Below are 23,739 nucleotides of genomic sequence, written 5' to 3'. Positions count from 1 at the left end.
ACAACGTGTCGATCACGGTCAAGCTGATCGCCCCGATCGCCATGGAACAAGGCCTGCGCTTCGCCATCCGCGAGGGTGGCCGCACCGTGGGCTCCGGCGTCGTGGCAACCATCATTGCGTAAGAAGGCGGCTCCCCATGCAAAAGCAAAAGATCCGCATTCGCCTCAAGGCCTTCGACTACAAGCTGATCGACCAGTCGGCTCTGGAAATCGTTGAAACCGCCAAGCGCACCGGCGCCATCGTCAAGGGCCCCGTGCCCCTGCCGACGCGCCTGGAGCGTTTCGACATCCTGCGTTCGCCGCACGTCAACAAGACCAGCCGCGACCAGTTCGAGATCCGCACGCACCAGCGCCTGATGGACATCGTTGACCCGACGGACAAGACCGTTGACGCGCTGATGAAGCTCGACCTGCCCGCAGGTGTCGACGTCGAGATCAAGCTGCAATGAGCGTTTCAGATCCGGCGGCGTCTGCTGCCGGCTGATTCCAACGGCCCTTCGGGGCCGTTTCTCATGGCGGCTTTGAAATAACGGTTGCGTGCCGCATACGCGCCGCATACAATCGCGGGCTTTCCCGGCTTTTGCTGGGAATCCATGGCGCCCGGCCAATCGATGTCGGGTGTGTCTAACAGAGGCTTGGTGCGGTTCACCGTGAACCTGCTGGGCTGGAGAAAGCAATGAGTCTTAGCAATCGTCTCGGATTGCTGGGCCGCAAGGTGGGCATGATGCGCATCTTCACGGACGATGGCGATGCCATCCCTGTGACGGTGCTGGACGTGTCCAACAACCGCGTGACCCAGATCAAGACCGAAGCGTCCGACGGCTACAACGCCATCCAGGTGGCGTTCGGTTCGCGCAAAGCGTCGCGCGTGTCCAAGCCAGAGGCAGGCCACTTGGCCAAGGCCGGCGTCGAAGCCGGTGAACTCCTCAAGGAATTCCGCGTCGGCGCCGACGTGGCCGCCCAGTACCAAGCTGGCGCCACCGTTCCTGCCACGCTGTTTGCCGCGGGCCAGAAGGTTGACGTGCAGGGCACGTCGATCGGTAAGGGCTACGCAGGCACCATCAAGCGCCACAACTTCAGTTCGCAGCGCGCCTCGCACGGTAACAGCCGCTCGCACAACGTCCCGGGCTCCATCTCGATGGCTCAGGACCCGGGTCGCGTGTTCCCCGGCAAGAAGATGACCGGCCACATGGGCGACGAGACTGTCAGCGTCCAGAACCTCGACATCGTCCGCGTTGACGAAGCACGTTCGCTGCTGCTGGTTCGCGGCGCTGTGCCGGGTGCCAAGAACGGCCACGTCGTCGTGCGCCCTGCCGTCAAGGCTAAGAAGGGAGCCAACTGATGCAGCTCGAGCTCCTGAACGAACAAGGTCAGGCGACGTCCAAGGTGGATGCGCCTGATGCCGTCTTCGCTCGCGATTACAACGAAGCCCTGGTGCACCAGGTCGTTGTGGCCTACCAGGCCAATGCCCGTCAAGGCACGCGTGCTCAGAAGGATCGCGGCGAGGTCAGCCACTCGACCAAGAAGCCGTTCCGCCAAAAGGGTACGGGTAACGCCCGCGCCGGTATGACCTCCTCGCCGCTGTGGCGTGGGGGCGGCCGAATCTTCCCGAACCGTCCGGACGAGAACTTCGCCCACAAGGTCAACAAGAAGATGTACCGCGCCGGTATTGCTGCGATCCTGTCGCAGCTGGCTCGCGAAGGTCGCCTCGCTGTGGTCGATTCGATCACCGTCGAAGCGCCCAAGACCAAGCTGCTGGCTGCCAAGTTCAAGGCCATGGGCCTGGACTCGGTGCTCGTGATTGCCGATCAGGTGGATGACAACCTCTTCCTGGCGTCGCGTAACCTCGCCAACGTGCTGGTCGTCGAACCCCGTTATGCCGATCCGCTGTCCCTGGTGCACTACAAGAAGGTGCTGGTGACCAAGGCGGCTGTCGAGCAACTCAAGGAGATGCTGGCATGAGCACGACGCCTAAGTTTGATGAAGGCCGTCTGGCCCAGGTGCTGCTCGCGCCCATCGTCTCGGAAAAGGCCACGCAAGTTGCCGAGAAGCACAACCAGGTCCTGTTCAAGGTCCTGCGTTCTGCCACCAAGCCCGAGATCAAGGCGGCTGTTGAGCTGCTGTTCAAGGTCGAAGTCGAGTCCGTCAGCGTGGTGAACGTCAAGGGCAAGACCAAGCGTTTCGGTGGTCGTCCCGGCCGCCGCGATCACGTCAAGAAGGCCTATGTGGCCCTCAAGGCCGGTCAAGAGCTGAACTTCTCCGGGGAGGCTGCGTAAATGGCCATCGTCAAAGTCAAGCCCACTTCGCCCGGCCGCCGTGCCGTGGTCAAGGTGGTGCACAAGCACCTGCACAAGGGCGAGGGCTATGCCCCGCTGCTGGAGCCGCAGAAGCAGAACTCCGGCCGCAACAACAACGGCCACATCACGATGCGCCACAAGGGCGGTGGTCACAAGCACCACTACCGTGTTGTGGACTTCGTGCGCAACAAGGACGGCATTCCGGCCAAGGTTGAGCGTATCGAGTACGACCCGAACCGCACGGCCCACATCGCCCTGGTGTGCTATGCCGACGGCGAGCGTCGCTACATCATTGCCCCGCGTGGTCTGGAAGTCGGTTCCACCGTCGTGAGCGGCGCTGAAGCGCCGATCAAGGCTGGCAACACCCTCCCGATCCGCAACATCCCCGTCGGTTCCACCATCCACTGCATCGAACTGCTGCCTGGCAAGGGTGCGCAGATGATCCGCTCCGCGGGTGCGTCGGCAGTGCTGATGGCTCGTGAAGGCGTCTACGCCCAGATCCGCCTGCGCTCCGGTGAAGTCCGCCGTGTGCACATTGATTGCCGCGCCACCATCGGTGAAGTGAGCAACGAAGAGCACAGCCTGCGCCAATACGGCAAGGCCGGCGCGATCCGCTGGAAGGGCATCCGTCCGACCGTTCGTGGCGTTGCCATGAACCCGGTGGATCACCCGCACGGTGGTGGTGAAGGCCGTACCGGCGAAGGCCAGGTCCCCGTGTCCCCATGGAACACGCTGACCAAGGGCTATCGCACCCGCAACAACAAGCGCACGCAGACCTTCATCGTCTCGCGTCGCAAGAAATAAGAAGGGAAGACGGACATGGCTCGTTCCCTCAAAAAGGGTCCCTTCGTGGACCACCACTTGGCAGCCAAGGTCGACAAGGCCGTGGCCAACAAGGACAAGAAGCCCATCAAGACCTGGTCGCGCCGCTCGACGATCCTGCCCGAGTTCATCGGTCTCACGATCGCCGTGCACAACGGCAAGCAGCACGTGCCGGTCTATGTGTCTGACCAGATGGTCGGCCACAAGCTGGGTGAATTCGCACTGACCCGTACCTTCAAGGGCCACCCGGCCGACAAGAAGGCCGGGAAGAAGTAAGGATGGCGACGATGGAAACCAAAGCAGTCGTTCGTGGCGTTCGCCTCTCGTGTGACAAGGGCCGCCTCGTGGCGGACCTGATCCGCGGCAAGAAGGTCGATCAAGCCCTCAACATCCTGACCTTCACCCAGAAGAAGGCCGCCGGCATCATCAAGAAGGCTCTTGAGTCGGCCATCGCCAACGCCGAGCACAACGACGGTGCCGACATCGATGAGCTCAAGGTCACCTCGATCTACGTCGAGCAAGGCGCCACGCTGAAGCGTTTCGCCGCGCGCGCCAAGGGCCGTGGCAATCGCATCAGCAAGCCCACCTGCCACATCTACGTGGCTGTCGGCAACTAAGGCGCTAGGAAGACTATGGGACAGAAGATTCATCCGACTGGCTTCCGCCTGCCCGTTACCCGCAACTGGGCCTCGCGCTGGTATGCCAACAACCAGAACTTCGCCAGCATGCTGGCTGAAGATCTGCAGGTGCGTGAGTTCCTGAAGGCCAAGCTCAAGAATGCCGCCGTTGCGCGCATCCTGATCGAGCGCCCCGCCAAGAACGCCCGCATCACGATCTACTCGGCGCGTCCGGGTGTCGTGATCGGCAAGAAGGGCGAGGACATCGAGAACCTCAAGGCCGAGCTCACCAAGCGTCTGGGCGTGCCCGTCGCGGTCAACATCGAAGAAATCCGCAAGCCGGAAGTCGATGCACAGTTGATCGCCGACAGCATCACTCAGCAGCTTGAAAAGCGCATCATGTTCCGCCGCGCCATGAAGCGCGCGATGCAGAACGCCATGCGCCTGGGCGCTCAGGGCATCAAGATCATGTCGGCCGGCCGTCTCAACGGCATCGAAATCGCTCGCACCGAGTGGTATCGCGAAGGTCGTGTGCCCCTGCACACCCTGAAGGCCGACATCGACTACGGCTTCTCTGAAGCCAAGACCACCTATGGCGTCATCGGCGTCAAGGTCTGGGTCTACCGCGGTGACCGCCTGGCCAATGGTGAGGCCCCCGTCATCAACACCCCCGCTGGCGCCGAAGACGATCGTCGCCCGCGCCGTAACGCCCGTCCGGGCGCTCCTGGCGGCCGTGGTCGTCCGGGCGGCGACCGTGGCCCGCGTGACGGAGCAGAACAGCCCGCTGCCGCCGCCCCCACGGGTGACGCAGCCAAGCCCGCCGGCAAGCGCGTGATCCGCAAGGCTCCCGCCGCCGGTGAGGCCAAAGGAGAATAAATATGCTGCAACCCGCTCGTCGCAAATACCGCAAAGAGCAGAAGGGCCGGAACACCGGCATCGCGACTCGTGGCGCCCTGGTGTCCTTCGGAGACTTCGGGCTCAAGGCCACTGAGCGTGGTCGTCTGACGGCCCGCCAGATCGAAGCTGCGCGTCGTGCCATCTCGCGTCACATCAAGCGCGGTGGCCGGATCTTCATCCGCATCTTCCCCGACAAGCCGATCTCCGAGAAGCCTGCTGAAGTCCGTATGGGTAACGGCAAGGGCAACCCTGAGTACTACGTGGCTGAGATCCAGCCCGGCAAGGTGCTCTACGAGATCAACGGCGTGCCCGAGCAACTCGCTCGCGAAGCCTTCACGCTGGCCGCTGCCAAGCTGCCGTTGAAGTGCACCTTCGTTGCCCGCCAAGTCGGCGCCTGATCCGGAGGAACCCATGAAAGCATCTGAACTCCGCGCCAAGGACGTCGCCGCCCTCGAAAAGGAAGTCGCCGACCTGCTCAAGGCCCACTTCGGCCTTCGCATGCAAAAGGCCACCCAGCAACTGAGCAACCACTCAGCCCTGGGCAAGACCCGTCGTGACATCGCCCGCGCCAAGACCATCCTGGCGCAGAAGAACAAGGAGGCTGCCAAGTGACTGCGCAAGCCCAAGCCAAGAAGGCCCGTACCCTGGTCGGCCGCGTCGTCAGCGATGCCCGCGCCAAGACGGTCACTGTCCTCGTCGAGCGCCGTACCAAGCACGAGCTCTACGGCAAGATCGTGGCTCGCTCGCGCAAGTACCACGCCCATGACGAAAACGGCGAGTACAAGCAAGGCGACGTCGTCGAGATCAGCGAGACCCGCCCGATCTCCAAGACCAAGGCCTGGATCGTGACGCGCCTGGTCGAGAAGGCTCAGACCGTCTGAGTCCCGATCGCAAGGTCTTGACGCCCCTGGGGTGTCGAGGCCCCGCGAACCCAGAAGCCGGATTTCGCCTCGCCGCGAGCCGGCTTTTTTCATTGCAACGCAGAGGACCTCATGCTCAAAGTTGGTGACAAGCTGCCGGCTGGCACGCTCCAGGAATTCATCGAAGTCGAAGGCAACGGCTGCTCCCTCGGGCCCAACAGCTTCGACATTGAGGCTGCAACCGCAGGCAAGACGATCGCCGTTTTTGCTTTGCCTGGCGCCTTCACGCCGACCTGCTCGGCCCAGCACGTGCCTGGCTATGTGGCTCAGGCAGACGCCTTCAAGGCGGCCGGTGTTGACGAGATCTGGTGCGTCTCCGTCAATGACGCCTTTGTGATGGGTGCCTGGGGACGCGACCAGAAAACGGCCGGCAAGGTGCGCATGATGGCGGACGGCAGTGCTGCGTTCACACAGGCCACCGGTCTCGTCCTGGACCTGACCGCCAAGGGCTTCGGCCTGCGTTCGCAGCGCTACTCGATGCTCGTCAAGGATGGCGTCGTGAAGTCGCTCAACGTCGAGGCGCCCGGCAAGTTCGAGGTGAGTGACGCGAACACCCTGCTCGCGCAGGCGACCTCGATCTGAATGTGAGTGTTGCGCGGCGCTTGACGAATCGAGCGCCGATGCAGCATAATGCTTAGCTTCGCCGAACGCTAAGCGTGCGACCACCGCACGCCGAGGCCTCGGATCCGCCCACAACCGTCGGGTGACGCCAGGCGCCATGCCAGGAGTTGCCAGACCTACGGGCCCAAGACTGACCGACGAGCAGCACGTCTGCGACTCGGGAAAAGTTGGGGACAGACATGATTCAAATGCAATCGCGGCTTGAGGTCGCGGACAACACTGGCGCGAAGTCCGTCATGTGCATCAAGGTGCTTGGCGGTTCCAAGCGTCGGTATGCGCACATTGGCGACGTCATCAAGGTGAGCATCAAGGAAGCTGCGCCGCGTGGTCGCGTGAAGAAGGGCGAGGTCTACAGCGCCGTCGTCGTTCGCACCGCCAAGGGTGTGCGCCGCCAGGATGGCTCGCTGGTCAAGTTTGACGGCAACGCCGCTGTGCTGCTGAACGCCAAGCTCGAGCCCATCGGCACCCGCATCTTCGGCCCCGTGACGCGTGAACTGCGTACCGAGCGCTTCATGAAGATCGTGTCGCTGGCGCCCGAAGTGCTCTGAGCGCCCAACGTCTGAGGACACAGCCATGAACAAGATTCGCAAAGGCGACCAGGTCATCGTGTTGACTGGCCGCGACAAGGGCAAGCGCGGCACCGTCGCCGCTCGCGTCGATGCTGACCACGTGCTGGTTGACGGCATCAACCTGGTCAAGAAGCACGTCAAGCCCAACCCCATGAAGGGCACGACCGGCGGCATCGTCGACAAGGCCATGCCCATCCATCAATCCAACGTGGCGATTTTCAACGCTGCTTCCGGCAAGGCCGATCGCGTGGGCATCAAGTTGCTCGACGGCGGCAAGAAGGTGCGCGTCTACAAATCCACGGGCGAAGAGATCAAGGCCTAAGAGGTTCCGACATGGCTCGTTTGCAAACGCATTTCCGCGAAAACGTCGTCCCCGCCTTGACCGAGAAGTTCGGCTACAAGTCGGTGATGGAGGTGCCCCGCATCACCAAGATCACGCTCAACATGGGCGTGAGCGAGGCGGTCGCCGACAAGAAGGTCATGGACCACGCCGTTGGCGACCTGACCAAGATCGCCGGCCAGAAGCCTGTGGTCACCAAGTCCAAGAAGGCCATCGCCGGCTTCAAGATCCGTGACGGCGTGCCTATCGGTTGCATGGTCACCCTGCGTGGCGTCCAGATGTATGAATTCCTGGACCGCTTCGTGACCATCGCGCTGCCCCGCGTCCGCGACTTCCGCGGCATCTCGGGTCGCAGCTTTGATGGCCGTGGCAACTACAACATCGGCGTCAAAGAACAGATCATCTTCCCCGAAATCGAATACGACAAGGTGGATGCTCTGCGTGGTCTGAACATCAGCATCACGACGACGGCCAAGACGGACGATGAATGCAAGGCCTTGCTGGCTGCATTCAAGTTCCCGTTCAAGAACTGAGGTGACCCGTGGCAAAACTCTCGATCAAACAACGTGAGCAAAAGCGCGAAGCGCTGGTCGCCAAGTTCGCCAAGAAGTATGCCGAGCTGAAGGCCATCATCGACGACAGCAAGAAGTCCGATGAAGAGCGCTACGCCGCTCGCCTTGAGCTGCAGAAGCTGCCCCGCAACGCCAACCCCACTCGCCTGCGCAATCGCTGCGAGCTGACTGGTCGTCCGCGTGGCACCTTCCGCAAGTTCGGCCTCGCCCGTAACAAGATCCGTGAACTGGCCTTCAAGGGTGACATCCCCGGTGTCATCAAGGCCAGCTGGTAATCGGCCCGACAGGAGAAATCGCAATGAGCATGAGTGATCCTATCGCCGATATGCTGACCCGCATTCGCAACGCGCAAAGCGTTGAGAAGCCCAGCGTGCTGATGCCGTCTTCCAAGCTGAAGCTGGCCATCGCCCAGGTGCTGAAGGACGAGGGCTATATCGACGACTTCGCCGTCCGCGGTGACGCCGCTCGCCCCGAGCTGGAAATCTCGCTGAAGTACTACGCGGGCCGTCCGGTCATCGAGCGTATCGAGCGAGTCAGCCGTCCTGGCCTGCGCATCTACAAGGGCCGGCACGACATTCCTCAGGTCATGAACGGCCTGGGCGTTGCCATCGTCACCACTCCGCAAGGCGTGATGACCGACCGCAAGGCGCGCGCTGCCGGTGTTGGCGGCGAAGTGCTCTGCTACGTCGCCTAAGCCCCACGCGAGAAGGAGAAACACACAATGTCCCGCGTTGGAAAAATGCCAGTTGCCATCCCGCAAGGCGTGGATGTCAACGTGTCGGGTGAGTCGATCAGTGTCAAGGGCTCCCTTGGTACCTTGGTCCGCCCGGTGAACAAGCTCGTGGCTGTCAAGAGTGAAGGCGGCAAGCTGACCTTCACCCCGACGAACGAGTCCTCCGAAGCTGATGCCATGAGTGGCACGGTGCGTGCGCTGGTGGCCAACATGGTCAGCGGCGTGAGCAAGGGCTTCGAGAAGAAGCTGAACCTGGTGGGCGTGGGCTTCCGTGCCCAGGCCCAGGGGCAGAAGCTCAACCTGCAGATCGGTTTCTCTCACCCTGTGGTGAAGGACATGCCGGCTGGCATCAAGGTGGAGTGCCCGACCCAGACCGAAATCATCATCAAGGGCGCTGACGCCCAGGTGGTGGGTCAGGTTGCCGCCGAGGTGCGCGCCTTCCGTCCGCCCGAGCCCTACAAGGGCAAGGGCATCCGCTACGCGGACGAGAAGGTCAGCCTCAAAGAGACCAAGAAGAAGTAAGGAGCTGCGCCATGACTACGAAGAAAGAACAGCGTCTGCGCCGCTCGCGTCAGACCCGCGCCCGGATCTCGATTCAGCGCGCTGTGCGCCTGACCGTCTTCCGCTCCAACCTGCATATCTACGCCCAGGTCATCGCCGAAGACGGTGGCAAGGTGCTGGCAGCTGCTTCGACGGCCGAAAAGGCTGTGCGCGACCAACTGCAGGGCAACGGCGGCAACGTCGCTGCAGCCACCCTGGTGGGCAAGCTGATCGCCGAGAAGGCCAAGGCCGCTGGCGTCGAGAAGGTCGCCTTCGATCGCGCTGGTTTCGCCTATCACGGCCGTGTCAAGGCTCTGGCCGAAGCCGCCCGCGAGGCTGGTCTCCAGTTCTGACGCCGACGCAACGAGGAATACCAAATGGCAAAGTTTCAAGCTCGCGCGCAGACCGAAGGCAATGACGACGGCCTGAAGGAAAAGATGATCGCGGTCAACCGCGTGACCAAGGTCGTGAAGGGTGGTCGCACCCTGTCGTTTGCAGCGCTGACCGTGGTCGGTGACGGCGATGGCCGTATCGGCATGGGCAAGGGCAAGGCGAAGGAAGTGCCTGTCGCCGTGCAAAAGGCGATGGAGTCCGCCCGCCGCAACATGTTCAAGGTCAACCTGAAGAACGGTTCCGTTCACCACAACGTGGTGGGCGAGCACGGTGCTTCGCGCGTCATGCTGGCTCCGGCTCCGACCGGTACGGGCGTGATCGCCGGCGGCCCGATGCGTGCTGTCTTCGAAGTGATGGGTGTGACCGACATCGTGAGCAAGAGCCACGGTTCGACCAACCCTTACAACATGGTTCGCGCCACGCTGGACGCTCTCAAGCGCGCCACGACGGCTGCGGAAGTCGCTGCCAAGCGCGGCAAGACGGTTGAAGAGATCTTCAACTGATTCCGGCCGGAGAGAGAACATGTCCGACAAGAAAACTGTGACCGTGAAGCTCGTGCGCAGCCCCATCGGCTGCCGTGCTTCGCACCGCGCCACCGTGACGGGCCTGGGCCTTCGCAAGCTCAACAGCACCAGCACGCTGGAAGACACGCCCGCCGTGCGCGGCATGATCAACAAGATCGCCTATCTGGTGCAGGTGCTCTGACCCCCTGGGTGAGAGACGCGTAACGCATCGAGGACACAACGATGGAACTCAATACGATCAAGCCCGCTGATGGCTCCAAGAAGGCTCGCCGCCGTCTGGGCCGTGGCATTGGCTCCGGCCTGGGCAAGACTGCAGGCCGTGGTCACAAGGGTCAAAAGTCCCGCGCGGGTGGCTACCACAAGGTCGGTTTCGAAGGCGGCCAGATGCCGCTGCAGCGCCGCCTGCCCAAGCGTGGCTTCAAGTCGCTGACGCTGAAGTACAACGCCGAGATCACGCTGACCGACCTGCAAGGTCTGGCGGGTGACGAGGTGGATGTCTCGACGCTCAAGGCGGCTGGCCTCGTGCCTCAGCTGACCAAGTCGGTCAAGGTCATTCTGGCCGGCAAGATTGAGCGCAAGGTCGCCCTCAAGGGCATCGGTGCCACCAAGGGTGCCAAGGCCGCGATCGAAGCCGCTGGCGGCAGCGTCGCCTAAAGCACTGTCGGGAAGCAGACTCAAGCGTGGCTACCAACGCGAATCAGCTGGCCAAGAGCGGCAAGTTCGGCGACCTGCGTCGTCGGCTTGTGTTCTTGCTGTTGGCGCTGCTCGTCTACCGCATCGGGGCGCACATCCCCGTGCCGGGCATCGACCCGCACCAGTTGCAGCAGTTCTTCGACCGTCAGTCTGGCGGCCTGTTGAACCTGTTCAACATGTTCTCGGGTGGCGCGTTGTCGCGCTTCACGGTCTTCGCCCTCGGGATCACGCCCTACATCTCGGCGTCGATCGTGCTGCAGCTGATGACCTACGTCGTGCCGACGCTGGAGCAGCTGAAGAAGGAAGGCGAGTCCGGCCGTCGCAAGATCACGCAGTACACGCGCTATGCGACCTTGGGCCTGGCCTTGTTCCAGAGCCTGTCCATCGCCATCGCGCTGGAGCAGTCGCCGGGCCTCGTCATCAGCCCTGGGTTTGGCTTCCGCTTGACGGCGGTGTCCAGCCTGGTCGCCGGGACGATGTTCCTGATGTGGCTGGGTGAGCAGATCACCGAGCGTGGCCTTGGCAACGGGATCTCGATCCTGATCTTTGCGGGTATCGCAGCCGGTCTGCCTGGTGCCATCGGCGGCTTGCTGGAACTGGTGCGCACCGGCGCCATGGGTTACGGCTCGGCGATCTTCATCATCGGCCTGGTGATTCTGGTCACCTATGCGGTGGTGTTCGTGGAGCGGGGTCAGCGCAAGATCCTGGTCAATTACGCGAAGCGCCAGGTGGGCAACAAGGTCTATGGTGGCCAGTCGTCGCACCTGCCGTTGAAGCTCAACATGTCGGGCGTGATCCCGCCGATCTTCGCGTCGTCGATCATCCTGTTGCCGACCACCATCGTCAGCTGGTTTGCCAGTGGCGACAGCCTGCGCTGGCTCAAGGATCTGGCGTCTGCTGTGAGCCCCGGTCAGCCGATCTACGTGCTGCTGTATTCGGCCGCCATCGTGTTCTTCTGCTTCTTCTACACCGCGCTGGTCTTCAACAGCCGGGAGACTGCAGACAACTTGAAGAAGAGCGGTGCCTTCATTCCCGGCATTCGCCCTGGGGACCAAACGGCCAAGCACATCGACAAGATCCTGGCCCGACTGACCCTGGTTGGCGCCGTCTACGTCACCCTCGTGTGCTTGCTGCCTGAGTTCCTCACGCTCAAGTACAACGTGCCCTTCTATTTTGGTGGCACTTCGCTCCTGATCATCGTGGTTGTCACGATGGACTTCTGGGCGCAAGTGCAGAGTTATGTCATGAGTCAGCAGTATGAGTCGCTGCTGAAGAAAGCCAGCTTCAAGTCGAGCTGAGCGAGAACAGATTTTTCACCCCATTCAGTCAACCCCCAACCGTAGGCATGGCGAAAGACGACGTCATTCAAATGCAGGGCGAGATTCTTGAGAATCTTCCCAACGCTACGTTTCGGGTGAAGCTGGAGAACGGGCACGTCGTGCTCGGCCACATCTCCGGCAAGATGCGCATGCACTACATCCGCATCCTGCCTGGCGACAAAGTGACCGTCGAACTGACGCCCTACGATTTGACCCGTGCTCGCATCGTGTTCCGGGCGAAGTGAGCGAGCTGACAACCCCGGCAACACGTAAGAACACAAGAGAGCAGGCCTAGGAGCAGACCATGAAAGTTTCGGCATCCGTCAAGCAAATGTGCCGCAATTGCAAGATCATCCGCCGCAAGGGCGTGGTGCGAGTGATCTGCACCGATCCCCGTCACAAGCAGCGCCAAGGCTGATTGGGCGACAAAGGTTTAGAGGAACACCATGGCACGTATCGCTGGTATCAATATTCCGCCGCAGAAGCACACCGAAATCGGTCTGACGAGCATCTATGGCATTGGTCGCACGACCGCGCAGAAAATCTGCTCGACCTGCGGCATTCCGTTCTCCAAGAAAGTCAGGGACCTGACCGACGCTGATCTGGAAAAGATCCGCGACGAAGTCAACAAGCTGACCATCGAGGGCGATCTGCGCCGCGAGCAGTCCATCAACATCAAGCGTCTGATGGACCTCGGTTGCTACCGCGGCTTCCGTCACCGCCGTGGTCTGCCGATGCGTGGTCAACGCACCCGTACGAACGCCCGCACCCGCAAGGGTCCGCGTAAGGCGATCGCGGGCAAGAAGTGATCGCGGTCCGGCACTGAAAGAAGGTCAACATGGCAAAAGCACCTAACAACTCGGCGGCCCAGCGCGTTCGCAAGAAGGTTCGCAAGAACGTGGCGGACGGCATTGCGCACGTCCACGCCTCGTTCAACAACACCATCATCACCATCACTGACCGTCAAGGCGGTGCCCTGTCCTGGGCTTCGTCGGGTGGTCAGGGCTTCAAGGGCTCGCGCAAGTCGACGCCTTTCGCAGCCCAGGTGGCGGCCGAAGTGGCCGGCCGTGCCGCGCAAGAGCAGGGCATCAAGAACCTGGACGTCAAGATCAAGGGCCCTGGCCCGGGTCGTGAGTCGTCGGTTCGCGCGCTGGCTGCGCTTGGCATCCGCATCACCTCGATCTCTGACGTGACGCCCGTGCCGCACAACGGCTGCCGCCCTCAGAAGCGTCGTCGCATCTGATCGGAGTCAGATTCGGGAAGCAGTGCGATAATTTCACGCTTCCCATGACGCCGGCGGGCACGCAAGTGCTTCGCCGGCTTCCACGTTGAAGGGCAGGTCTCTTCACGTTTAAGCCCACCGTCCAAGCTCACAACAACACCGGCTGGACTCGCGTTTGAACTGGGCCTTGCGCCCGTCAAACGTCAGATTGACTATCAAGGACACGCAAAGTGGCACGTTACCTCGGCCCCAAGGCCAAACTTTCCCGCCGTGAAGGCACCGACCTCTACCTGAAGAGCGCCCGCCGCGCCATCAGCGACAAGGCCAAGTTCGACTCCAAGCCTGGCCAGCACGGCCGTACCTCCGGCCAACGCACCAGCGACTTCGGTCTGCAGCTGCGTGAGAAGCAGAAGGTCAAGCGCATGTACGGCGTGTTGGAGCGTCAGTTCCGCCGCTACTTCGCCGAAGCCGAGCGCCGCAAGGGCTCGACCGGTGTGAACCTGCTGCAACTGCTGGAATCGCGTCTCGACAACGTCGTGTACCGCATGGGCTTTGGTTCGACCCGTGCCGAAGCCCGTCAGTTGGTTTCGCACAAGGGCATCACCGTCAACGGTGAGGTCGTGAACATCGCCTCCTACTCCGTGAAGGCTGGCGACACCGTCGCCGTCCGTGAGAAGGCCAAGAAGCAGCTGCGCGTTACCGATGCCTTCAAGCTGGCCGAGTCTATCGGCTTGCCGGCTTGGGTGCAGGTGGACGGCAGCAAGCTCGAAGGCGTGTTCAAGAAGTCGCCCGATCGCGACGAGTTCGGCGCCGAGATCAACGAATCGCTGATCGTCGAGTTGTACTCGCGTTGATGTTTCCTGTGCGCCGATTCGGCCTGTCTGGGGTCGAGTCGGCGTTTCCTCGTCCGGGTGCTGGTTGTCTCGGCCCCGGTTGGTCCTCAGCCTTATCGGTGTAACGAACCGAGGGTATTGATAGAAAGACCTCATGCAAACCAATCTGCTCAAACCCAAGTCCATCAACGTGGAGCCCCTGGGCGGTCATCGCGCCAAGGTCACGCTGGAGCCGTTCGAACGCGGCTACGGTCACACTCTGGGCAACGCCCTGCGCCGTGTGCTGCTCTCGTCGATGGTGGGTTATGCGCCGACGGAAGTCACCATCGCCGGCGTGCTGCACGAGTACTCGGCCATCGACGGCGTGCAAGAGGACGTGGTTCACATCATGCTGAACCTCAAGGGCGTGGTCTTCCGTCTGCATAACCGCGAAGAAGTCACCCTTGTGCTGCGCAAGGAAGGCGAAGGCCCCGTCACGGCGGCCGACATCCAGACTCCGCACGACGTCGAGATCATCAACCCCGACCACGTCATCGCCCACCTGTCGCAAGGCGGCAAGCTGGACATGCAGATCAAGGTCGAGAAGGGCCGTGGCTATGTGCCCGGCACCATGCGCCGCTTCGGCGACGAGCCGACCAAGAGCATTGGCCGCATCGTCCTGGACGCTTCGTTCAGCCCCGTGCGCCGCGTCAGCTACGCGGTCGAGAACGCCCGCGTCGAGCAGCGTACCGACCTCGACAAGCTGGTGATGGAGATCGAAACCAACGGCGCCATCTCGCCCGAGGAAGCGATCCGCGCTTCGGCCAAGATCCTGGTTGAGCAACTCGCGGTGTTCGCGCAGTTGCAAGGCACCGACTTGGTCGACGCCTTCGACCAGCCGGCCCAACGCGCTGGCAGCTTCGACCCGATCCTGCTGCGCCCCGTGGACGAGCTCGAACTCACCGTGCGTTCGGCCAACTGCCTCAAGGCCGAAAACATCTATTACATCGGCGACCTCATCCAGCGTACCGAGACCGAGCTGCTCAAGACCCCGAACCTGGGTCGCAAGTCGCTCAACGAGATCAAGGAAGTGCTCGCTTCGCGCGGCCTCACCTTGGGTGCTCGTCTCGAGAACTGGCCTCCCCAGGGTCTGGACAAGCGCTGATTTAGACCACCCCCTACCGGCTTCGCCGGCCCCCTCAAGGGGGCGCACTGAGTGGCCTGGCAAAGCCAGTTCCACCAGTGCCGCTGAATCGGTCGGGTGAGTGGTTGAAGTTTGAAGAATGGCTGAGGTGTTGACCAACCTCAGTCGGTGCACCCGGCAGTACCTGATACGGCTGCTGGCATTACAGAGAGTAGGAAAGGACAAGCACCATGCGTCACCGTAACGGCCTCCGCAAGCTGAACCGCACCAGCGAGCATCGCAAGGCGATGTTCCGCAACATGGCGGTCTCGCTGCTGCAGCACGAAGCCATCAAGACCACCCTCCCGAAGGCCAAGGAACTGCGTCGCATCGTCGAGCCGCTGATCACCCTGGCCAAGGAAGCCACCGTCGCCAACCGCCGCCTGGCCTTTGACCGCCTGCGCGACCGCGACATCGTGACCAAGCTCTTCAACGAGCTGGGCCCGCGCTACAACACCCGTCCGGGCGGCTACACCCGCATCCTGAAGATGGGCTTCCGCATCGGCGACAACGCCCCCATGGCTTTCGTCGAGCTGGTGGACCGTCCTGATGGCGGCGAAGCTGCCCCGGCTGACGCCGTCGCTGAATAAAGCGCGCGCCGCCGCCCAGGCTGCAAACCCATAGAGCCCGCCTTGTGCGGGCTTTTTTGTGCCTGAAGCGCCTAGAGGATTCATGGAGGCGCGGATTGTGGCGGCAGCAAATAATCCGCGCCGTTGGGCGCCGCGCATTTGCTGCGCGCAACACACCTTGCCGACCACGGCGCCCTGGGGCCGATGGATCGATCAATCGGCCGTACGGCCCGTCTTGCCTGCAGGGCTGCCTAGCTTCGGGCTTGGCCCCTGTCCTTGGAGTTCCCCTTGAAATTCTTGAAGTCCTGCGCCCTCGTCCTTGCTCTGGCTGCGGCCGCCGTCTCAGCCCACGCACAAAGCAAGGGCACCATCGGCATCGCGATGCCGACCAAGTCCTCGGCGCGCTGGATCAGCGATGGTGCCAACATGGTCAAGGAGCTGCAGGCGCGCGGCTACAAGGCGGACCTGCAGTACGCCGAGGATGAGATCCCCAACCAGCTGGCGCAGATCGAGAACCTGATCACCAAGGGCGTGAAGGTGCTGGTGGTCGCGGCCATCGACGGCACGACGCTCAGCAAGGTGCTGCAGAACGCAGCGAACCAGGGCATCAAGGTCATCGCCTACGACCGCCTGATCAAGGGCACCAAGAACGTCGACTACTACGCCACCTTCGATAACTTCCAGGTGGGCGTGCTGCAAGCCGGCTCCATCGTCGACAAGCTGGGGCTCAAGCAGGGCAAGGGGCCGTTCAACATCGAGTTGTTCGGCGGCTCGCCGGACGACAACAACGCCTACTTTTTCTATGACGGCGCGATGAGCGTGCTCAAGCCCTACCTGGACAGCGGCAAGCTCGTCATCCGCAGCAAGCAGTTGGGCATGAACAAGGTGGGCACGCTGCGCTGGGATGGCGCCACCGCCCAGGCCCGCATGGACAACCTGCTCTCGGCCTTCTTCGGCACCGAGAAGGTCCACGCCGTGCTGTCGCCGTATGACGGCATCTCCATCGGCATCCTGTCCTCGCTCAAGGGCGTGGGCTACTGCACGGCCAAGCAGCCGTGCCCGGCGGTGTCTGGCCAGGACGCAGAGATCCCGTCGGTGAAGTCCATCCTCAAGGGCGAGCAGCACTCGACCATCTACAAGGACACGCGTGAGCTGGCCAAGGTGACGGCCTCGATGGTGGATGCGCTGGTCGCCGGCAAGACGCCCGAGGTCAACGACACCAAGACCTACAACAATGGCGTGAAGGTCGTGCCGGCCTACCTGCTCAAGCCAGTCACCGTCGACGCGAGCAACTGGAAGGCCCTGCTGGTCGACTCCGGCTACTACAAGGAATCCCAGCTGCGCTGAGACAGTGCGGCAGCGCCGGGTGCGGCGCTGCCGGAGCCGTGATGGCTCAGCCTAGGCTGCGAGCCATGCGGCTGCGAGCTGCCGGTGCGGCGGCGGGCGTCTCGGCCTCGGCGCCCAGCTCGCCGGACATGTCCAGGTGCAGGGCCTGTGCGAGGTCGGCGGTGGTCATGTCCAGCAGCACCAGCACCGCCTGTCGGGCGGCGAGCGCATCGCGGTGCTCCAGGGCCGTGAGCACGGCCTTGTGCCGGGGCAGCGAGAGCACATGCGTGTTGGGCGCCTGGTTCGAGACCTGGATGGACTCGCGCAGCGCCAGCGACAGCATGCTGCCGATGTGGGCCAGCAGCGGGTTATGCGTGGCCTCGGCGATGCGGCGGTGGAAGTCCACGTCGGGCTCCAGCCCCGCCCCCGGCGAGTCAACGGCGGCTTCCATGCGCTCGTAGGCATCGCGGATGCCGGTCAGCTCGTCCTGGGTGGCGGCCAGCGCAGCCAGCGCGGCCGTGCCGGGTTCGATCACGCGGCGCACATCGAGCAGGTTGCGCAGGAATTCGGCCTGCGGCTGGCTGGCCACCAGCCAGGCCAGCACGTCGGGGTCCAGCAGATGCCATTGGCTGGCCGGACGCACCACCACGCCCGTGCGCTGGCGCGAAACAACGAGGCCCTTGGCGGACAGCACGCGAATGGCTTCGCGCAGCGCCGAGCGGCTGACGCCGAATCGGTCGAGCAGGATGGCTTCAGGCGGCAGCGTCGTGCCAGACGGGAACTCACCCGAGACGATGCCCACACCCAGCTCAGCCACGATGCTGTCGTGCCGGCTCTTGCGTGACGCCTGGGCCTCGGGAGGCAGGTGGGTGGCGTCGTTGGAGGGCTGAAGGGTCATCGCAATGGGATCGGGCGGGCTGGTCGGCTCGCCAGCGAACAGGGAATTGTCGCGCGCGAGATGCGCGTCGGCCTCAGGGGCACTCCTCACCGTCACGCTCAGGCAAGCCCCGCGCCGGCCGTGGGCTGGCAGCGGTGCAGTACGGCAGGCTCGCCATTCGGAGCGCGATAGCCGGCGTTCAGGGCGGCCTGCAGGGCGGGCACGCGGGCGTGCGGCAGCAGGGCCACGACGCAGCCGCCGAAGCCGCCGCCGGTCATGCGGGCACCGCCTTCGGGGCCGATGGCGTCGTTGCACAGCGTGACGAGGGCGTCCATCTCGGGCCGGCTGATCTCGAAGTCGTCGCGTTGCGAGGCATGGGCCTCGCGCAGCAGGCGGCCGATGGCGACGAGGTCGCCCGAGGCCAGCAGCGTGGCCAGTTGCATGGCGCGTGCGCTGTCGGTCACCACGTGGCGGGCGCGGCGCAGCAATGTGCCGTCCAGCCGCGTGAGGTCAGCCATCTGGGCCTCGCGCAGGGACGGCAGGCCCAGCGCGCGGGTGGCTTCTTCGCATTCGCGCCGGCGGTCGTTGTAGGCGCTCTCGACCAGGCCGCGCTGGATGCGCGACTCGATCACCACCACGGCCAGCTCAGCAGGCATGGGGAAGGCCTGCACCGCCAGGCTGCGGGTGTCCAGCAGCAGGGCGCTGCCGGCTTCGCCGAGGGCCGAGCACAGCTGGTCCATGATGCCGCAGCGGCAGCCGGCAAACTCGTGCTCGGCCTGTTGGCCGATGCGGGCCAGGTCGTGGCCGCTGAGGGGCAGGGCGTGGCTGCGGCGCACGCCCTCGGCCAGCGCCACTTCGAGCGAGGCCGACGAGCTCAGGCCTGCGCCCTGCGGCACGTTGCCGGTGATGGCGATGTCCATGCCACGCAGCGCATGGCCGCGCGACTGGATGGCGTGCAGCACGCCGCGCACGTAGTTGGCCCAGTGCGGCTGGGGCAGGGGCTGCAGCGGGGCATCCAGGGCGAAGCAGTCGTCGGGCAGGCCCAGGTCCAGTGCGCGCACGCGCACCGTGCTGTCGGTGCGCAGGCGCAGGGCCACCCAGGTCCAGCGGTCGATGGCGACGGGCAGGCAGAAGCCGTCGTTGTAGTCGGTGTGCTCGCCCACGAGATTGACGCGGCCCGGGGCGCGCACGACGGTGTCAGGCGCCTGGCCGGACCAATGCTGGAAAGCACTGCGCAGGGCGTCGAGAGGGGAGACGGCGTTCATCGGTGGCGGTAGTGGGCGGACGGCGTGGCGCGCAGCCGGGCTGCGGCTTGCTCGGGCGTGAGGTCGCGCTGGGCCTCGCCCAGCATCTCGAAGCCCACCATGAACTTGCGCACCGTGGCCGAGCGCAGCAGCGGCGGGTAGAAGTGCGCGTGCAAGAGCCAGGCCTGGGTGTCGGCAGCGTCTGACGGCGCACCGTGCCAGCCCATGGAGTACGGGAACGAGCAGTTGAAGAGGTTGTCGTAGCGCGTGGTCAGGGCCTTGAGCAGGCTGGCCAGGGCTGACTGGCGCGGTGCGTCGAGGTCGGTCATGCGGGCCGCATGTGCGCGTGGCAGCACCAGCGTCTCGAAGGGCCAGGCAGCCCAGAAGGGCACGACGGCGAGCCAGTGCTCGTTGAGCTCGACGATGCGCTCGCCGGACTGCACCTCCAACTGGGCGTAGTCCAGCAGCAGATTGCGCCCGAGGCGAGACAGGTAGGCGGCCTGGGCGCGGTCCTCGCGCTCGACCTCGTCGGGCAGGAAGTCAGTCGCCCAGACCTGGCCGTGCGGGTGCGGGCTGGAGCAACCCATCATGGCGCCCTTGTTCTCGAAGAGCTGCACCGAGCGCCAGCGCTGGCCCAGTTCCGCCTGCAGCGCCACCCAGGCCTGCACGACGCCTTCCAGCGCGCTTTGCGAGAGCTCGGGCAGGGTCAGCGAATGGTTTTCAGAAAAGCACAGCACGCGCGCCTCGCCGCGGGCCGGCGTGATGGCGAACAGGCCCCCCTCGTTGGCGGGCGCGGGCGTGTCCGGCTGCAGGGCCGGGAAGTCGTTCGGGAAGACGTAGGTGCCCGCGTAGGCCGGGTTGGCCACGCCGCCTGCGCGCGCATTGCCGGGGCAGAGGTAGCAGCTCGGGTCGTGGGCGAGACGCTCGCCCAAGTCGGGCGCCTCCTGTGCGCCCTGCCAAGGCCGCAGATTGCGCTGCGGCGAGACCAGGATGCTGCGCCCGGTCAGCGGGTTGTGCCGGCGGTGCGGGTGCTGCGTGGGGACGAAGCCTGGCCTCATCCACGCCTCCGCTGCAGCACGTCGAAGCAGACGGCGGCCAGCAGCACCAGGCCCTTGATGACCTGTTGCACGTCGATGCCGATCCCGAGCAGCGACATGCCGTTGTTCATCACGCCCATCACGAAAGCACCGATCACGGCGCCCCCCACGCGACCCACGCCGCCCGAGGCCGAGGCGCCGCCGATGAAGCAGGCCGCGATCACGTCCAGCTCCATGCCCAGGCCCGCCTTGGGCGTGGCGGTGTTCAGGCGCGCGGCAAAGATGAGGCCGGCCAGCGCGGTGAGCACACCCAGGTTGACGAAGCTGGCAAACACCAGGCGCTCGGTCTGCACGCCCGAGAGGCGAGCGGCCTTCTCGTTGCCGCCGAGGGCGTAGAGCCGGCGGCCCACCACCATGCGCTGGGTGACGAAGGCGTACACGGCGGTCAGCACGGCCATCATCAGCAGCACCACGGGCAGGCCCTTGTAGCCGCCCAGCAGCCACACCAGGCCCAGGCCCAGGCCGCAGAACAGCACCAGGCGGCCCAGCCACAGCGCCAGGGGTTCGACGACGATGCCGTGCTGGCGTGCGCTCGCGCGGTCACGCCAGGCCAGGCCGACCGCAAGCAGCACCACCACGGCGGCGATCAGCAGCGAGACCTGGCGCGGATTGGCTTCTGAGTCCGGCCCCGGGAAGAAGCCGCTGGCCATGGCCTGGAACTCTGGCGGGAAGGGGCCAAGCGACTGCCCCGACAGCAGCCACAGCGCCAGGCCCTTGAAGACCAGCATGCCGGCCAGGGTGACGATGAAGGATGGGATGCGCAGCCAGGCCACGAAGGCGCCCTGCATCGCGCCAATCACGCCGCCGGCCACCAGGCAGACGGCGGTGGCCGAGGCCCAGTGCCATTCGTGCTCGACCATCAGCACGGCGCCCAGGGCGCCGACGAAGCCGGCGACCGAGCCGACCGAGAGGTCGATATGCCCGACCACGATCACCAGCAGCATGCCCAGCGCCATGATGACGATGTAGCTGTTCTGCAGGATCAGGTTGGTCAGGTTGACCGGTTGCAGCAGCGTGCCTTCGGTCAGGTGCTGGAACAGGCCCATGATGACCAGCAGCGACATCAGCATGCCGTACTGGCGCAGCTGGCTGGACAGGTGGGCCCAGGCGGAGGAGGGGGTGGTGGTGGCGTTCACGACGTCTTCTTCTCAGTGCTTGAGGATGGCGGACAGGATGCGTTCTTGGGTGGCCTCGGCGGCCGGGAATTCGGCGACGAACTCGCCGTCATCCATGACGAGGATGCGGTCCGAGAGGCCCAGCAGTTCGGGCAGCTCGGACGAGATCAACAGGATGGCCTTGCCCTGCGCGGCCCACTCGGCCATCAGCGCATAGATCTCGGCCTTGGCGCCCACGTCGATGCCGCGCGTGGGCTCGTCGAGGATGAGCACGCGCGGCTCGCTGAACAGCCACTTGGCGAGCACGACCTTTTGCTGGTTGCCGCCCGAGAGCTGGCCCACGGCCTGCTCGACGTTGTGGCAGCGCAGCTTGAGCTGGGCGCGGTACTGCTCGGCCACCGAATGCTCTTTGGCGGCGTTGACGACGCCGGCGGTGGCCAGCGCGTCCAGGTTGGCCAGGCTGGTGTTGAACGCGATGGGTTGGTCGAGCACCAGGCCCAGGCCCTTGCGGTCTTCGGTCACGTAGGCAAGGCCCGCCTTCATGGCCTTGGGCACATTGCTCAGGTCGGCGGCCTGGCCGTCGATGCGCGCGGTGCCGGCCACGGGGCGGCCCCAGCTGCGGCCGAAGAGGCTCATGGCCAGCTCGGTGCGGCCCGCGCCCATCAGGCCGGCCACGCCGACAATCTCGCCGGCGCGCACCTTGAAGCTGATGTTGCGCAGCGCTTCGCGGTCCGGATGCTGCGGGTGGGTGACCGTCCAGCCTTCGACCTCCAGCACGGCGGCGCCGGGCTTGTGCTCGCGCTGGGGGTAGCGCTCGGTCAGCGCGCGGCCCACCATGGCCTGGATGATGCGGTCGTCGCTGGGCGGGCCGTCGGCGCAGTTGAAGTGGTCCACGGTGGCGCCGTCGCGCAGCGCCGTGATGTCGTCGGCCACGCGCGCCACTTCATTGAGTTTGTGGCTGATCAGGATGCAGGCGATGCCCTCGCTCTTGAGCTTGAGCATCAGGTCTAGCAGGGCCTGGCTGTCCACCTCGTTGAGGCTGGCGGTGGGCTCGTCGAGGATGAGCAGGCGCACGTCCTTGAGCAGGGCCTTGGCGATCTCGATCAACTGCTGCTTGCCCACGCCCAGGCGCTCCACCGGGGTGTCCAGGTCGACATCAAGCCCGACCTTGGCCAGCGCCTGACGGCCCAGCTCGCGCTGGGCCTTGCGGTCCACCACGCCGAAGCGGGCGCGCTCGTGGCCGAGGAAGAGGTTCTCCATCACCGACAGCAGGGGCACCAGGGCCAGCTCCTGGTGGACGATGACGATGCCCTTGGCCTCGCTGTCGCGCAGGCCGCCATAGCGCTGGGGCTGGCCTTCCAGCAGCATCTCGCCGCCATAGCTGCCGTGGGGGTAGACGCCGCTGATGATCTTCATCAGCGTGGACTTGCCGGCGCCGTTCTCGCCGACGACGGCGTGGATGGTCTGCGGCAGCACGGACAGCGTCACGTCGCGCAGGGCCTGCACGGGCCCGAAGCTCTTGGAGATGTGGCGCATCTCCAGCAGGGGGGGCGGAGTGGGGGTCGGGTTCATCGGTCGTAGGGGCCCATGTTCAGGAAGCCGCCGCCTTGCATCTGGGCGGCCCGGCTGTCTTCAGGGGGGTGGATGGATTCGAGTTGGGCGGCCCAGGGCTCAGCGCTGTCTTGCGGCACAAAGCCGAGGCGGGCCCAGGCTTCGGTACTGTCCCACCAAGCGCGTGGGTTGGCGGAGTTGCCGTAGGCCAGCGTGAATCCGACCTGGGGCGCGGTCAGCGAGGCGCGGATCAAACTGAAGAGGTCGCGCGGGCTGAGCCAGGTGGAGAGGCTGCGGCGGTCGATGGGCTCGGGCAGGGCGGTGCCGATGCGCAGACACACCGACTCGATGCCATAGCGGTCCCAGTACAGGCGGGCCATGCCTTCGCCAAACAGCTTGGAGACGCCGTAGTTGCCATCGGGCTGGGGCTCGCAGTCGGGCTTGAGCTTCTGGCCCTGGCGCGCGCAGCCGATCACGTGGTTGGAGCTGGCAAAGACGATGCGCCGCGTGCCCTGGCGCCGGGCCGACTCATAGAGGTTGTGCACGCCGCGCAGGTTGGCTTGCAGGATGGGCTCGAAGGGCCCCTCGACCGACACGCCGCCCAGGTGCACGACGGTCTCGACGCCCTGCATCAGCGCCTCGACGGCATCGGCATCGGCCAGGTCGCAGCCCACGCCCCGGATGCCATGCTTGTCGAGCGACGCGGGCAGGTCGCTCAGCACGAGTTCGTCGCACAGCGAGGCCAGGTCGGTGGCCAGCACGCGGCCCAGGTTGCCGGCGGCGCCGGTCAGGAGAAGCTTGCGAAGGGTCATGGTCTGGTCGTGTCTCGTGATGTGCCGGCGCGCACCACCAAGTTGTCAGACAACCTTGGCTGCCGCCCGGGGCGG

The 23,739-nt window shown here is 64.6% G+C and carries 39 protein-coding genes; 32 read left to right on the top strand and 7 right to left on the bottom strand.

Features of this window, described 5'->3' with window-relative positions:
* Both ABDJ85_RS11335 and rpsJ read left to right on the top strand, forming a co-directional pair.
* The coding region (locus tag ABDJ85_RS11335; protein ID WP_489433295.1) for an EF-Tu C-terminal domain-related protein at positions 1-122 on the top strand (122 nt) is incomplete at its 5' end.
* A 14-nt stretch (positions 123-136) separates the two neighbouring features.
* Positions 137-448 (top strand): 30S ribosomal protein S10, encoded by a 312-nt coding sequence (gene rpsJ / locus ABDJ85_RS11330; protein WP_132576760.1) that lies wholly within the window; start codon positions 137-139, stop codon positions 446-448.
* A 5-nt stretch (positions 449-453) separates the two neighbouring features.
* Here the strand turns inward: rpsJ and ABDJ85_RS11325 are convergent, their stop codons facing one another.
* Complete coding sequence (locus tag ABDJ85_RS11325; RefSeq protein ID WP_347704863.1) at positions 454-648, bottom strand: hypothetical protein; 195 nt, start codon at positions 646-648, stop codon at positions 454-456.
* A 27-nt stretch (positions 649-675) separates the two neighbouring features.
* Between ABDJ85_RS11325 and rplC the strand changes: the two genes are divergently transcribed.
* The 30 genes from rplC (at position 676) to chvE (ending at position 16,989) form a co-directional block, all read left to right on the top strand.
* Positions 676-1,341 carry a 50S ribosomal protein L3 gene (gene rplC, locus ABDJ85_RS11320; RefSeq protein WP_347704862.1) on the top strand — a complete coding sequence of 222 codons (666 nt, stop codon included), beginning with the start codon at positions 676-678 and terminating at the stop codon, positions 1,339-1,341.
* The gene (gene rplD / locus ABDJ85_RS11315) at positions 1,341-1,961 is read left to right on the top strand and encodes a 50S ribosomal protein L4 (protein ID WP_347704861.1); all 621 of its coding nucleotides are present in this window, start codon (positions 1,341-1,343) and stop codon (positions 1,959-1,961) included. Before rplC ends, rplD begins: the two co-directional genes overlap by 1 nt.
* Positions 1,958-2,275, top strand: a complete 318-nt coding sequence (rplW, locus tag ABDJ85_RS11310) for a 50S ribosomal protein L23 (RefSeq protein ID WP_347704860.1) — start codon at positions 1,958-1,960, stop codon at positions 2,273-2,275. The genes rplD and rplW overlap by 4 nt, the downstream gene beginning before the upstream one ends.
* A complete protein-coding gene (gene rplB, locus ABDJ85_RS11305; protein WP_347704859.1) occupies positions 2,276-3,100 on the top strand; it encodes a 50S ribosomal protein L2 in 825 nt (274 codons plus the stop codon).
* 15 nt (positions 3,101-3,115) lie between these two features.
* Positions 3,116-3,394 carry a 30S ribosomal protein S19 gene (rpsS, locus tag ABDJ85_RS11300; protein WP_347704858.1) on the top strand — a complete coding sequence of 93 codons (279 nt, stop codon included), beginning with the start codon at positions 3,116-3,118 and terminating at the stop codon, positions 3,392-3,394.
* An 11-nt stretch (positions 3,395-3,405) separates the two neighbouring features.
* Positions 3,406-3,735: a 50S ribosomal protein L22 gene (rplV, locus tag ABDJ85_RS11295; protein ID WP_347704857.1), complete on the top strand. Its 330-nt coding sequence runs from the start codon at positions 3,406-3,408 to the stop codon at positions 3,733-3,735.
* A 15-nt stretch (positions 3,736-3,750) separates the two neighbouring features.
* Positions 3,751-4,611, top strand: a complete 861-nt coding sequence (rpsC, locus tag ABDJ85_RS11290; RefSeq protein WP_347704856.1) for a 30S ribosomal protein S3 — start codon at positions 3,751-3,753, stop codon at positions 4,609-4,611.
* Between the two features lie 2 nt (positions 4,612-4,613).
* Positions 4,614-5,030 carry a 50S ribosomal protein L16 gene (gene rplP, locus ABDJ85_RS11285; RefSeq protein ID WP_347704855.1) on the top strand — a complete coding sequence of 139 codons (417 nt, stop codon included), beginning with the start codon at positions 4,614-4,616 and terminating at the stop codon, positions 5,028-5,030.
* A 13-nt stretch (positions 5,031-5,043) separates the two neighbouring features.
* On the top strand, positions 5,044-5,244 hold the full coding sequence (gene rpmC / locus ABDJ85_RS11280; protein ID WP_347704854.1) for a 50S ribosomal protein L29: 201 nt from the start codon (positions 5,044-5,046) through the stop codon (positions 5,242-5,244).
* Positions 5,241-5,513, top strand: a complete 273-nt coding sequence (gene rpsQ, locus ABDJ85_RS11275) for a 30S ribosomal protein S17 (RefSeq protein WP_347704853.1) — start codon at positions 5,241-5,243, stop codon at positions 5,511-5,513. The genes rpmC and rpsQ overlap by 4 nt, the downstream gene beginning before the upstream one ends.
* Before the next feature lie 111 nt (positions 5,514-5,624).
* Entirely contained in the window at positions 5,625-6,134 is a 510-nt protein-coding gene (locus ABDJ85_RS11270) for a peroxiredoxin (RefSeq protein WP_347704852.1), read from the top strand.
* Between the two features lie 218 nt (positions 6,135-6,352).
* On the top strand, positions 6,353-6,721 hold the full coding sequence (rplN, locus tag ABDJ85_RS11265; protein WP_347704851.1) for a 50S ribosomal protein L14: 369 nt from the start codon (positions 6,353-6,355) through the stop codon (positions 6,719-6,721).
* Between the two features lie 25 nt (positions 6,722-6,746).
* Complete coding sequence (gene rplX, locus ABDJ85_RS11260) at positions 6,747-7,064, top strand: 50S ribosomal protein L24 (RefSeq protein ID WP_347704850.1); 318 nt, start codon at positions 6,747-6,749, stop codon at positions 7,062-7,064.
* An 11-nt stretch (positions 7,065-7,075) separates the two neighbouring features.
* Positions 7,076-7,615, top strand: a complete 540-nt coding sequence (gene rplE, locus ABDJ85_RS11255) for a 50S ribosomal protein L5 (RefSeq protein WP_347704849.1) — start codon at positions 7,076-7,078, stop codon at positions 7,613-7,615.
* Positions 7,616-7,623: 8 nt separating this feature from the next.
* On the top strand, positions 7,624-7,929 hold the full coding sequence (gene rpsN / locus ABDJ85_RS11250; RefSeq protein WP_347704848.1) for a 30S ribosomal protein S14: 306 nt from the start codon (positions 7,624-7,626) through the stop codon (positions 7,927-7,929).
* Positions 7,930-7,952: 23 nt separating this feature from the next.
* Complete coding sequence (rpsH, locus tag ABDJ85_RS11245; RefSeq protein WP_347704847.1) at positions 7,953-8,348, top strand: 30S ribosomal protein S8; 396 nt, start codon at positions 7,953-7,955, stop codon at positions 8,346-8,348.
* Positions 8,349-8,375: 27 nt separating this feature from the next.
* The gene (gene rplF / locus ABDJ85_RS11240; protein WP_347704846.1) at positions 8,376-8,909 is read left to right on the top strand and encodes a 50S ribosomal protein L6; all 534 of its coding nucleotides are present in this window, start codon (positions 8,376-8,378) and stop codon (positions 8,907-8,909) included.
* An 11-nt stretch (positions 8,910-8,920) separates the two neighbouring features.
* Positions 8,921-9,280: a 50S ribosomal protein L18 gene (gene rplR, locus ABDJ85_RS11235; protein ID WP_347704845.1), complete on the top strand. Its 360-nt coding sequence runs from the start codon at positions 8,921-8,923 to the stop codon at positions 9,278-9,280.
* Positions 9,281-9,304: 24 nt separating this feature from the next.
* A complete protein-coding gene (gene rpsE, locus ABDJ85_RS11230; RefSeq protein ID WP_347704844.1) occupies positions 9,305-9,823 on the top strand; it encodes a 30S ribosomal protein S5 in 519 nt (172 codons plus the stop codon).
* A 19-nt stretch (positions 9,824-9,842) separates the two neighbouring features.
* A complete protein-coding gene (rpmD, locus tag ABDJ85_RS11225) occupies positions 9,843-10,025 on the top strand; it encodes a 50S ribosomal protein L30 (protein WP_347704843.1) in 183 nt (60 codons plus the stop codon).
* A gap of 41 nt (positions 10,026-10,066) precedes the next feature.
* On the top strand, positions 10,067-10,498 hold the full coding sequence (gene rplO / locus ABDJ85_RS11220) for a 50S ribosomal protein L15 (RefSeq protein WP_347704842.1): 432 nt from the start codon (positions 10,067-10,069) through the stop codon (positions 10,496-10,498).
* 26 nt (positions 10,499-10,524) lie between these two features.
* Complete coding sequence (gene secY, locus ABDJ85_RS11215; RefSeq protein WP_347704841.1) at positions 10,525-11,835, top strand: preprotein translocase subunit SecY; 1,311 nt, start codon at positions 10,525-10,527, stop codon at positions 11,833-11,835.
* Positions 11,836-11,882: 47 nt separating this feature from the next.
* Entirely contained in the window at positions 11,883-12,101 is a 219-nt protein-coding gene (gene infA, locus ABDJ85_RS11210; protein ID WP_327492388.1) for a translation initiation factor IF-1, read from the top strand.
* Positions 12,102-12,160: 59 nt separating this feature from the next.
* The gene (gene rpmJ / locus ABDJ85_RS11205; protein ID WP_056194202.1) at positions 12,161-12,274 is read left to right on the top strand and encodes a 50S ribosomal protein L36; all 114 of its coding nucleotides are present in this window, start codon (positions 12,161-12,163) and stop codon (positions 12,272-12,274) included.
* A gap of 28 nt (positions 12,275-12,302) precedes the next feature.
* Entirely contained in the window at positions 12,303-12,665 is a 363-nt protein-coding gene (gene rpsM, locus ABDJ85_RS11200; protein WP_347704840.1) for a 30S ribosomal protein S13, read from the top strand.
* A 29-nt stretch (positions 12,666-12,694) separates the two neighbouring features.
* Positions 12,695-13,099, top strand: a complete 405-nt coding sequence (gene rpsK, locus ABDJ85_RS11195) for a 30S ribosomal protein S11 (RefSeq protein WP_241299504.1) — start codon at positions 12,695-12,697, stop codon at positions 13,097-13,099.
* Between the two features lie 209 nt (positions 13,100-13,308).
* A complete protein-coding gene (rpsD, locus tag ABDJ85_RS11190; protein WP_347704839.1) occupies positions 13,309-13,932 on the top strand; it encodes a 30S ribosomal protein S4 in 624 nt (207 codons plus the stop codon).
* Positions 13,933-14,065: 133 nt separating this feature from the next.
* Positions 14,066-15,055, top strand: coding sequence for a DNA-directed RNA polymerase subunit alpha (locus tag ABDJ85_RS11185; protein ID WP_347704838.1), 990 nt, complete (start codon positions 14,066-14,068; stop codon positions 15,053-15,055).
* A 209-nt stretch (positions 15,056-15,264) separates the two neighbouring features.
* Positions 15,265-15,663, top strand: a complete 399-nt coding sequence (gene rplQ / locus ABDJ85_RS11180; RefSeq protein WP_347704837.1) for a 50S ribosomal protein L17 — start codon at positions 15,265-15,267, stop codon at positions 15,661-15,663.
* 267 nt (positions 15,664-15,930) lie between these two features.
* The gene (gene chvE / locus ABDJ85_RS11175; protein ID WP_347704836.1) at positions 15,931-16,989 is read left to right on the top strand and encodes a multiple monosaccharide ABC transporter substrate-binding protein; all 1,059 of its coding nucleotides are present in this window, start codon (positions 15,931-15,933) and stop codon (positions 16,987-16,989) included.
* Positions 16,990-17,035: 46 nt separating this feature from the next.
* Here chvE and ABDJ85_RS11170 read toward each other — a convergent pair whose 3' ends face one another.
* From ABDJ85_RS11170 to ABDJ85_RS11145, 6 genes are all read right to left on the bottom strand, one after another.
* Positions 17,036-17,866, bottom strand: a complete 831-nt coding sequence (locus ABDJ85_RS11170; protein WP_347704835.1) for a FadR/GntR family transcriptional regulator — start codon at positions 17,864-17,866, stop codon at positions 17,036-17,038.
* A gap of 98 nt (positions 17,867-17,964) precedes the next feature.
* A complete protein-coding gene (galK, locus tag ABDJ85_RS11165) occupies positions 17,965-19,110 on the bottom strand; it encodes a galactokinase (RefSeq protein WP_347704834.1) in 1,146 nt (381 codons plus the stop codon).
* Positions 19,107-20,147 (bottom strand): UDP-glucose--hexose-1-phosphate uridylyltransferase, encoded by a 1,041-nt coding sequence (locus ABDJ85_RS11160; RefSeq protein WP_347704833.1) that lies wholly within the window; start codon positions 20,145-20,147, stop codon positions 19,107-19,109. The genes galK and ABDJ85_RS11160 overlap by 4 nt, the downstream gene beginning before the upstream one ends.
* Positions 20,144-21,322, bottom strand: a complete 1,179-nt coding sequence (gene mmsB, locus ABDJ85_RS11155; protein ID WP_347704832.1) for a multiple monosaccharide ABC transporter permease — start codon at positions 21,320-21,322, stop codon at positions 20,144-20,146. Before mmsB ends, ABDJ85_RS11160 begins: the two co-directional genes overlap by 4 nt.
* Positions 21,323-21,334: 12 nt before the next feature.
* Positions 21,335-22,873: an ATP-binding cassette domain-containing protein gene (locus ABDJ85_RS11150; protein WP_347704831.1), complete on the bottom strand. Its 1,539-nt coding sequence runs from the start codon at positions 22,871-22,873 to the stop codon at positions 21,335-21,337.
* Positions 22,870-23,664, bottom strand: a complete 795-nt coding sequence (locus tag ABDJ85_RS11145; RefSeq protein WP_347704830.1) for an NAD-dependent epimerase/dehydratase family protein — start codon at positions 23,662-23,664, stop codon at positions 22,870-22,872. Before ABDJ85_RS11145 ends, ABDJ85_RS11150 begins: the two co-directional genes overlap by 4 nt.
* Between the last annotated feature and the right edge of the window lie 75 nt (positions 23,665-23,739).

Origin of the sequence: Roseateles paludis (assembly GCF_039872745.1) — a bacterium.
In the GTDB taxonomy this organism is placed as follows: Bacteria; Pseudomonadota; Gammaproteobacteria; order Burkholderiales; family Burkholderiaceae_C; genus Pelomonas; species Pelomonas paludis.
Note: the sequence above shows the minus strand (reverse complement) of the source record. Positions and strands in the feature narration are given on the sequence as shown.

Coding starts and splice junctions, on each gene's coding strand:
- rplO (WP_347704842.1), top strand. CDS start 10,067: ATGGAACTCAATACGATCAAGCCCGCTGATGGCTCCAAGAAGGCTCGC.
- rpsS (WP_347704858.1), top strand. CDS start 3,116: ATGGCTCGTTCCCTCAAAAAGGGTCCCTTCGTGGACCACCACTTGGCA.
- rplE (WP_347704849.1), top strand. CDS start 7,076: ATGGCTCGTTTGCAAACGCATTTCCGCGAAAACGTCGTCCCCGCCTTG.
- ABDJ85_RS11150 (WP_347704831.1), bottom strand. CDS start 22,873: ATGAACCCGACCCCCACTCCGCCCCCCCTGCTGGAGATGCGCCACATC.
- rpmC (WP_347704854.1), top strand. CDS start 5,044: ATGAAAGCATCTGAACTCCGCGCCAAGGACGTCGCCGCCCTCGAAAAG.
- rplX (WP_347704850.1), top strand. CDS start 6,747: ATGAACAAGATTCGCAAAGGCGACCAGGTCATCGTGTTGACTGGCCGC.
- rplF (WP_347704846.1), top strand. CDS start 8,376: ATGTCCCGCGTTGGAAAAATGCCAGTTGCCATCCCGCAAGGCGTGGAT.
- galK (WP_347704834.1), bottom strand. CDS start 19,110: ATGAACGCCGTCTCCCCTCTCGACGCCCTGCGCAGTGCTTTCCAGCAT.
- rplV (WP_347704857.1), top strand. CDS start 3,406: ATGGAAACCAAAGCAGTCGTTCGTGGCGTTCGCCTCTCGTGTGACAAG.
- rplR (WP_347704845.1), top strand. CDS start 8,921: ATGACTACGAAGAAAGAACAGCGTCTGCGCCGCTCGCGTCAGACCCGC.
- rplP (WP_347704855.1), top strand. CDS start 4,614: ATGCTGCAACCCGCTCGTCGCAAATACCGCAAAGAGCAGAAGGGCCGG.
- rpmJ (WP_056194202.1), top strand. CDS start 12,161: ATGAAAGTTTCGGCATCCGTCAAGCAAATGTGCCGCAATTGCAAGATC.
- rplQ (WP_347704837.1), top strand. CDS start 15,265: ATGCGTCACCGTAACGGCCTCCGCAAGCTGAACCGCACCAGCGAGCAT.
- ABDJ85_RS11185 (WP_347704838.1), top strand. CDS start 14,066: ATGCAAACCAATCTGCTCAAACCCAAGTCCATCAACGTGGAGCCCCTG.
- ABDJ85_RS11160 (WP_347704833.1), bottom strand. CDS start 20,147: ATGAGGCCAGGCTTCGTCCCCACGCAGCACCCGCACCGCCGGCACAAC.
- rplN (WP_347704851.1), top strand. CDS start 6,353: ATGATTCAAATGCAATCGCGGCTTGAGGTCGCGGACAACACTGGCGCG.
- rplW (WP_347704860.1), top strand. CDS start 1,958: ATGAGCACGACGCCTAAGTTTGATGAAGGCCGTCTGGCCCAGGTGCTG.
- ABDJ85_RS11270 (WP_347704852.1), top strand. CDS start 5,625: ATGCTCAAAGTTGGTGACAAGCTGCCGGCTGGCACGCTCCAGGAATTC.
- ABDJ85_RS11170 (WP_347704835.1), bottom strand. CDS start 17,866: ATGACCCTTCAGCCCTCCAACGACGCCACCCACCTGCCTCCCGAGGCC.
- rpsH (WP_347704847.1), top strand. CDS start 7,953: ATGAGCATGAGTGATCCTATCGCCGATATGCTGACCCGCATTCGCAAC.
- rplD (WP_347704861.1), top strand. CDS start 1,341: ATGCAGCTCGAGCTCCTGAACGAACAAGGTCAGGCGACGTCCAAGGTG.
- rpsC (WP_347704856.1), top strand. CDS start 3,751: ATGGGACAGAAGATTCATCCGACTGGCTTCCGCCTGCCCGTTACCCGC.
- rplB (WP_347704859.1), top strand. CDS start 2,276: ATGGCCATCGTCAAAGTCAAGCCCACTTCGCCCGGCCGCCGTGCCGTG.
- rplC (WP_347704862.1), top strand. CDS start 676: ATGAGTCTTAGCAATCGTCTCGGATTGCTGGGCCGCAAGGTGGGCATG.
- rpsK (WP_241299504.1), top strand. CDS start 12,695: ATGGCAAAAGCACCTAACAACTCGGCGGCCCAGCGCGTTCGCAAGAAG.
- rpmD (WP_347704843.1), top strand. CDS start 9,843: ATGTCCGACAAGAAAACTGTGACCGTGAAGCTCGTGCGCAGCCCCATC.
- infA (WP_327492388.1), top strand. CDS start 11,883: ATGGCGAAAGACGACGTCATTCAAATGCAGGGCGAGATTCTTGAGAAT.
- rpsM (WP_347704840.1), top strand. CDS start 12,303: ATGGCACGTATCGCTGGTATCAATATTCCGCCGCAGAAGCACACCGAA.
- rpsJ (WP_132576760.1), top strand. CDS start 137: ATGCAAAAGCAAAAGATCCGCATTCGCCTCAAGGCCTTCGACTACAAG.
- ABDJ85_RS11145 (WP_347704830.1), bottom strand. CDS start 23,664: ATGACCCTTCGCAAGCTTCTCCTGACCGGCGCCGCCGGCAACCTGGGC.
- rpsE (WP_347704844.1), top strand. CDS start 9,305: ATGGCAAAGTTTCAAGCTCGCGCGCAGACCGAAGGCAATGACGACGGC.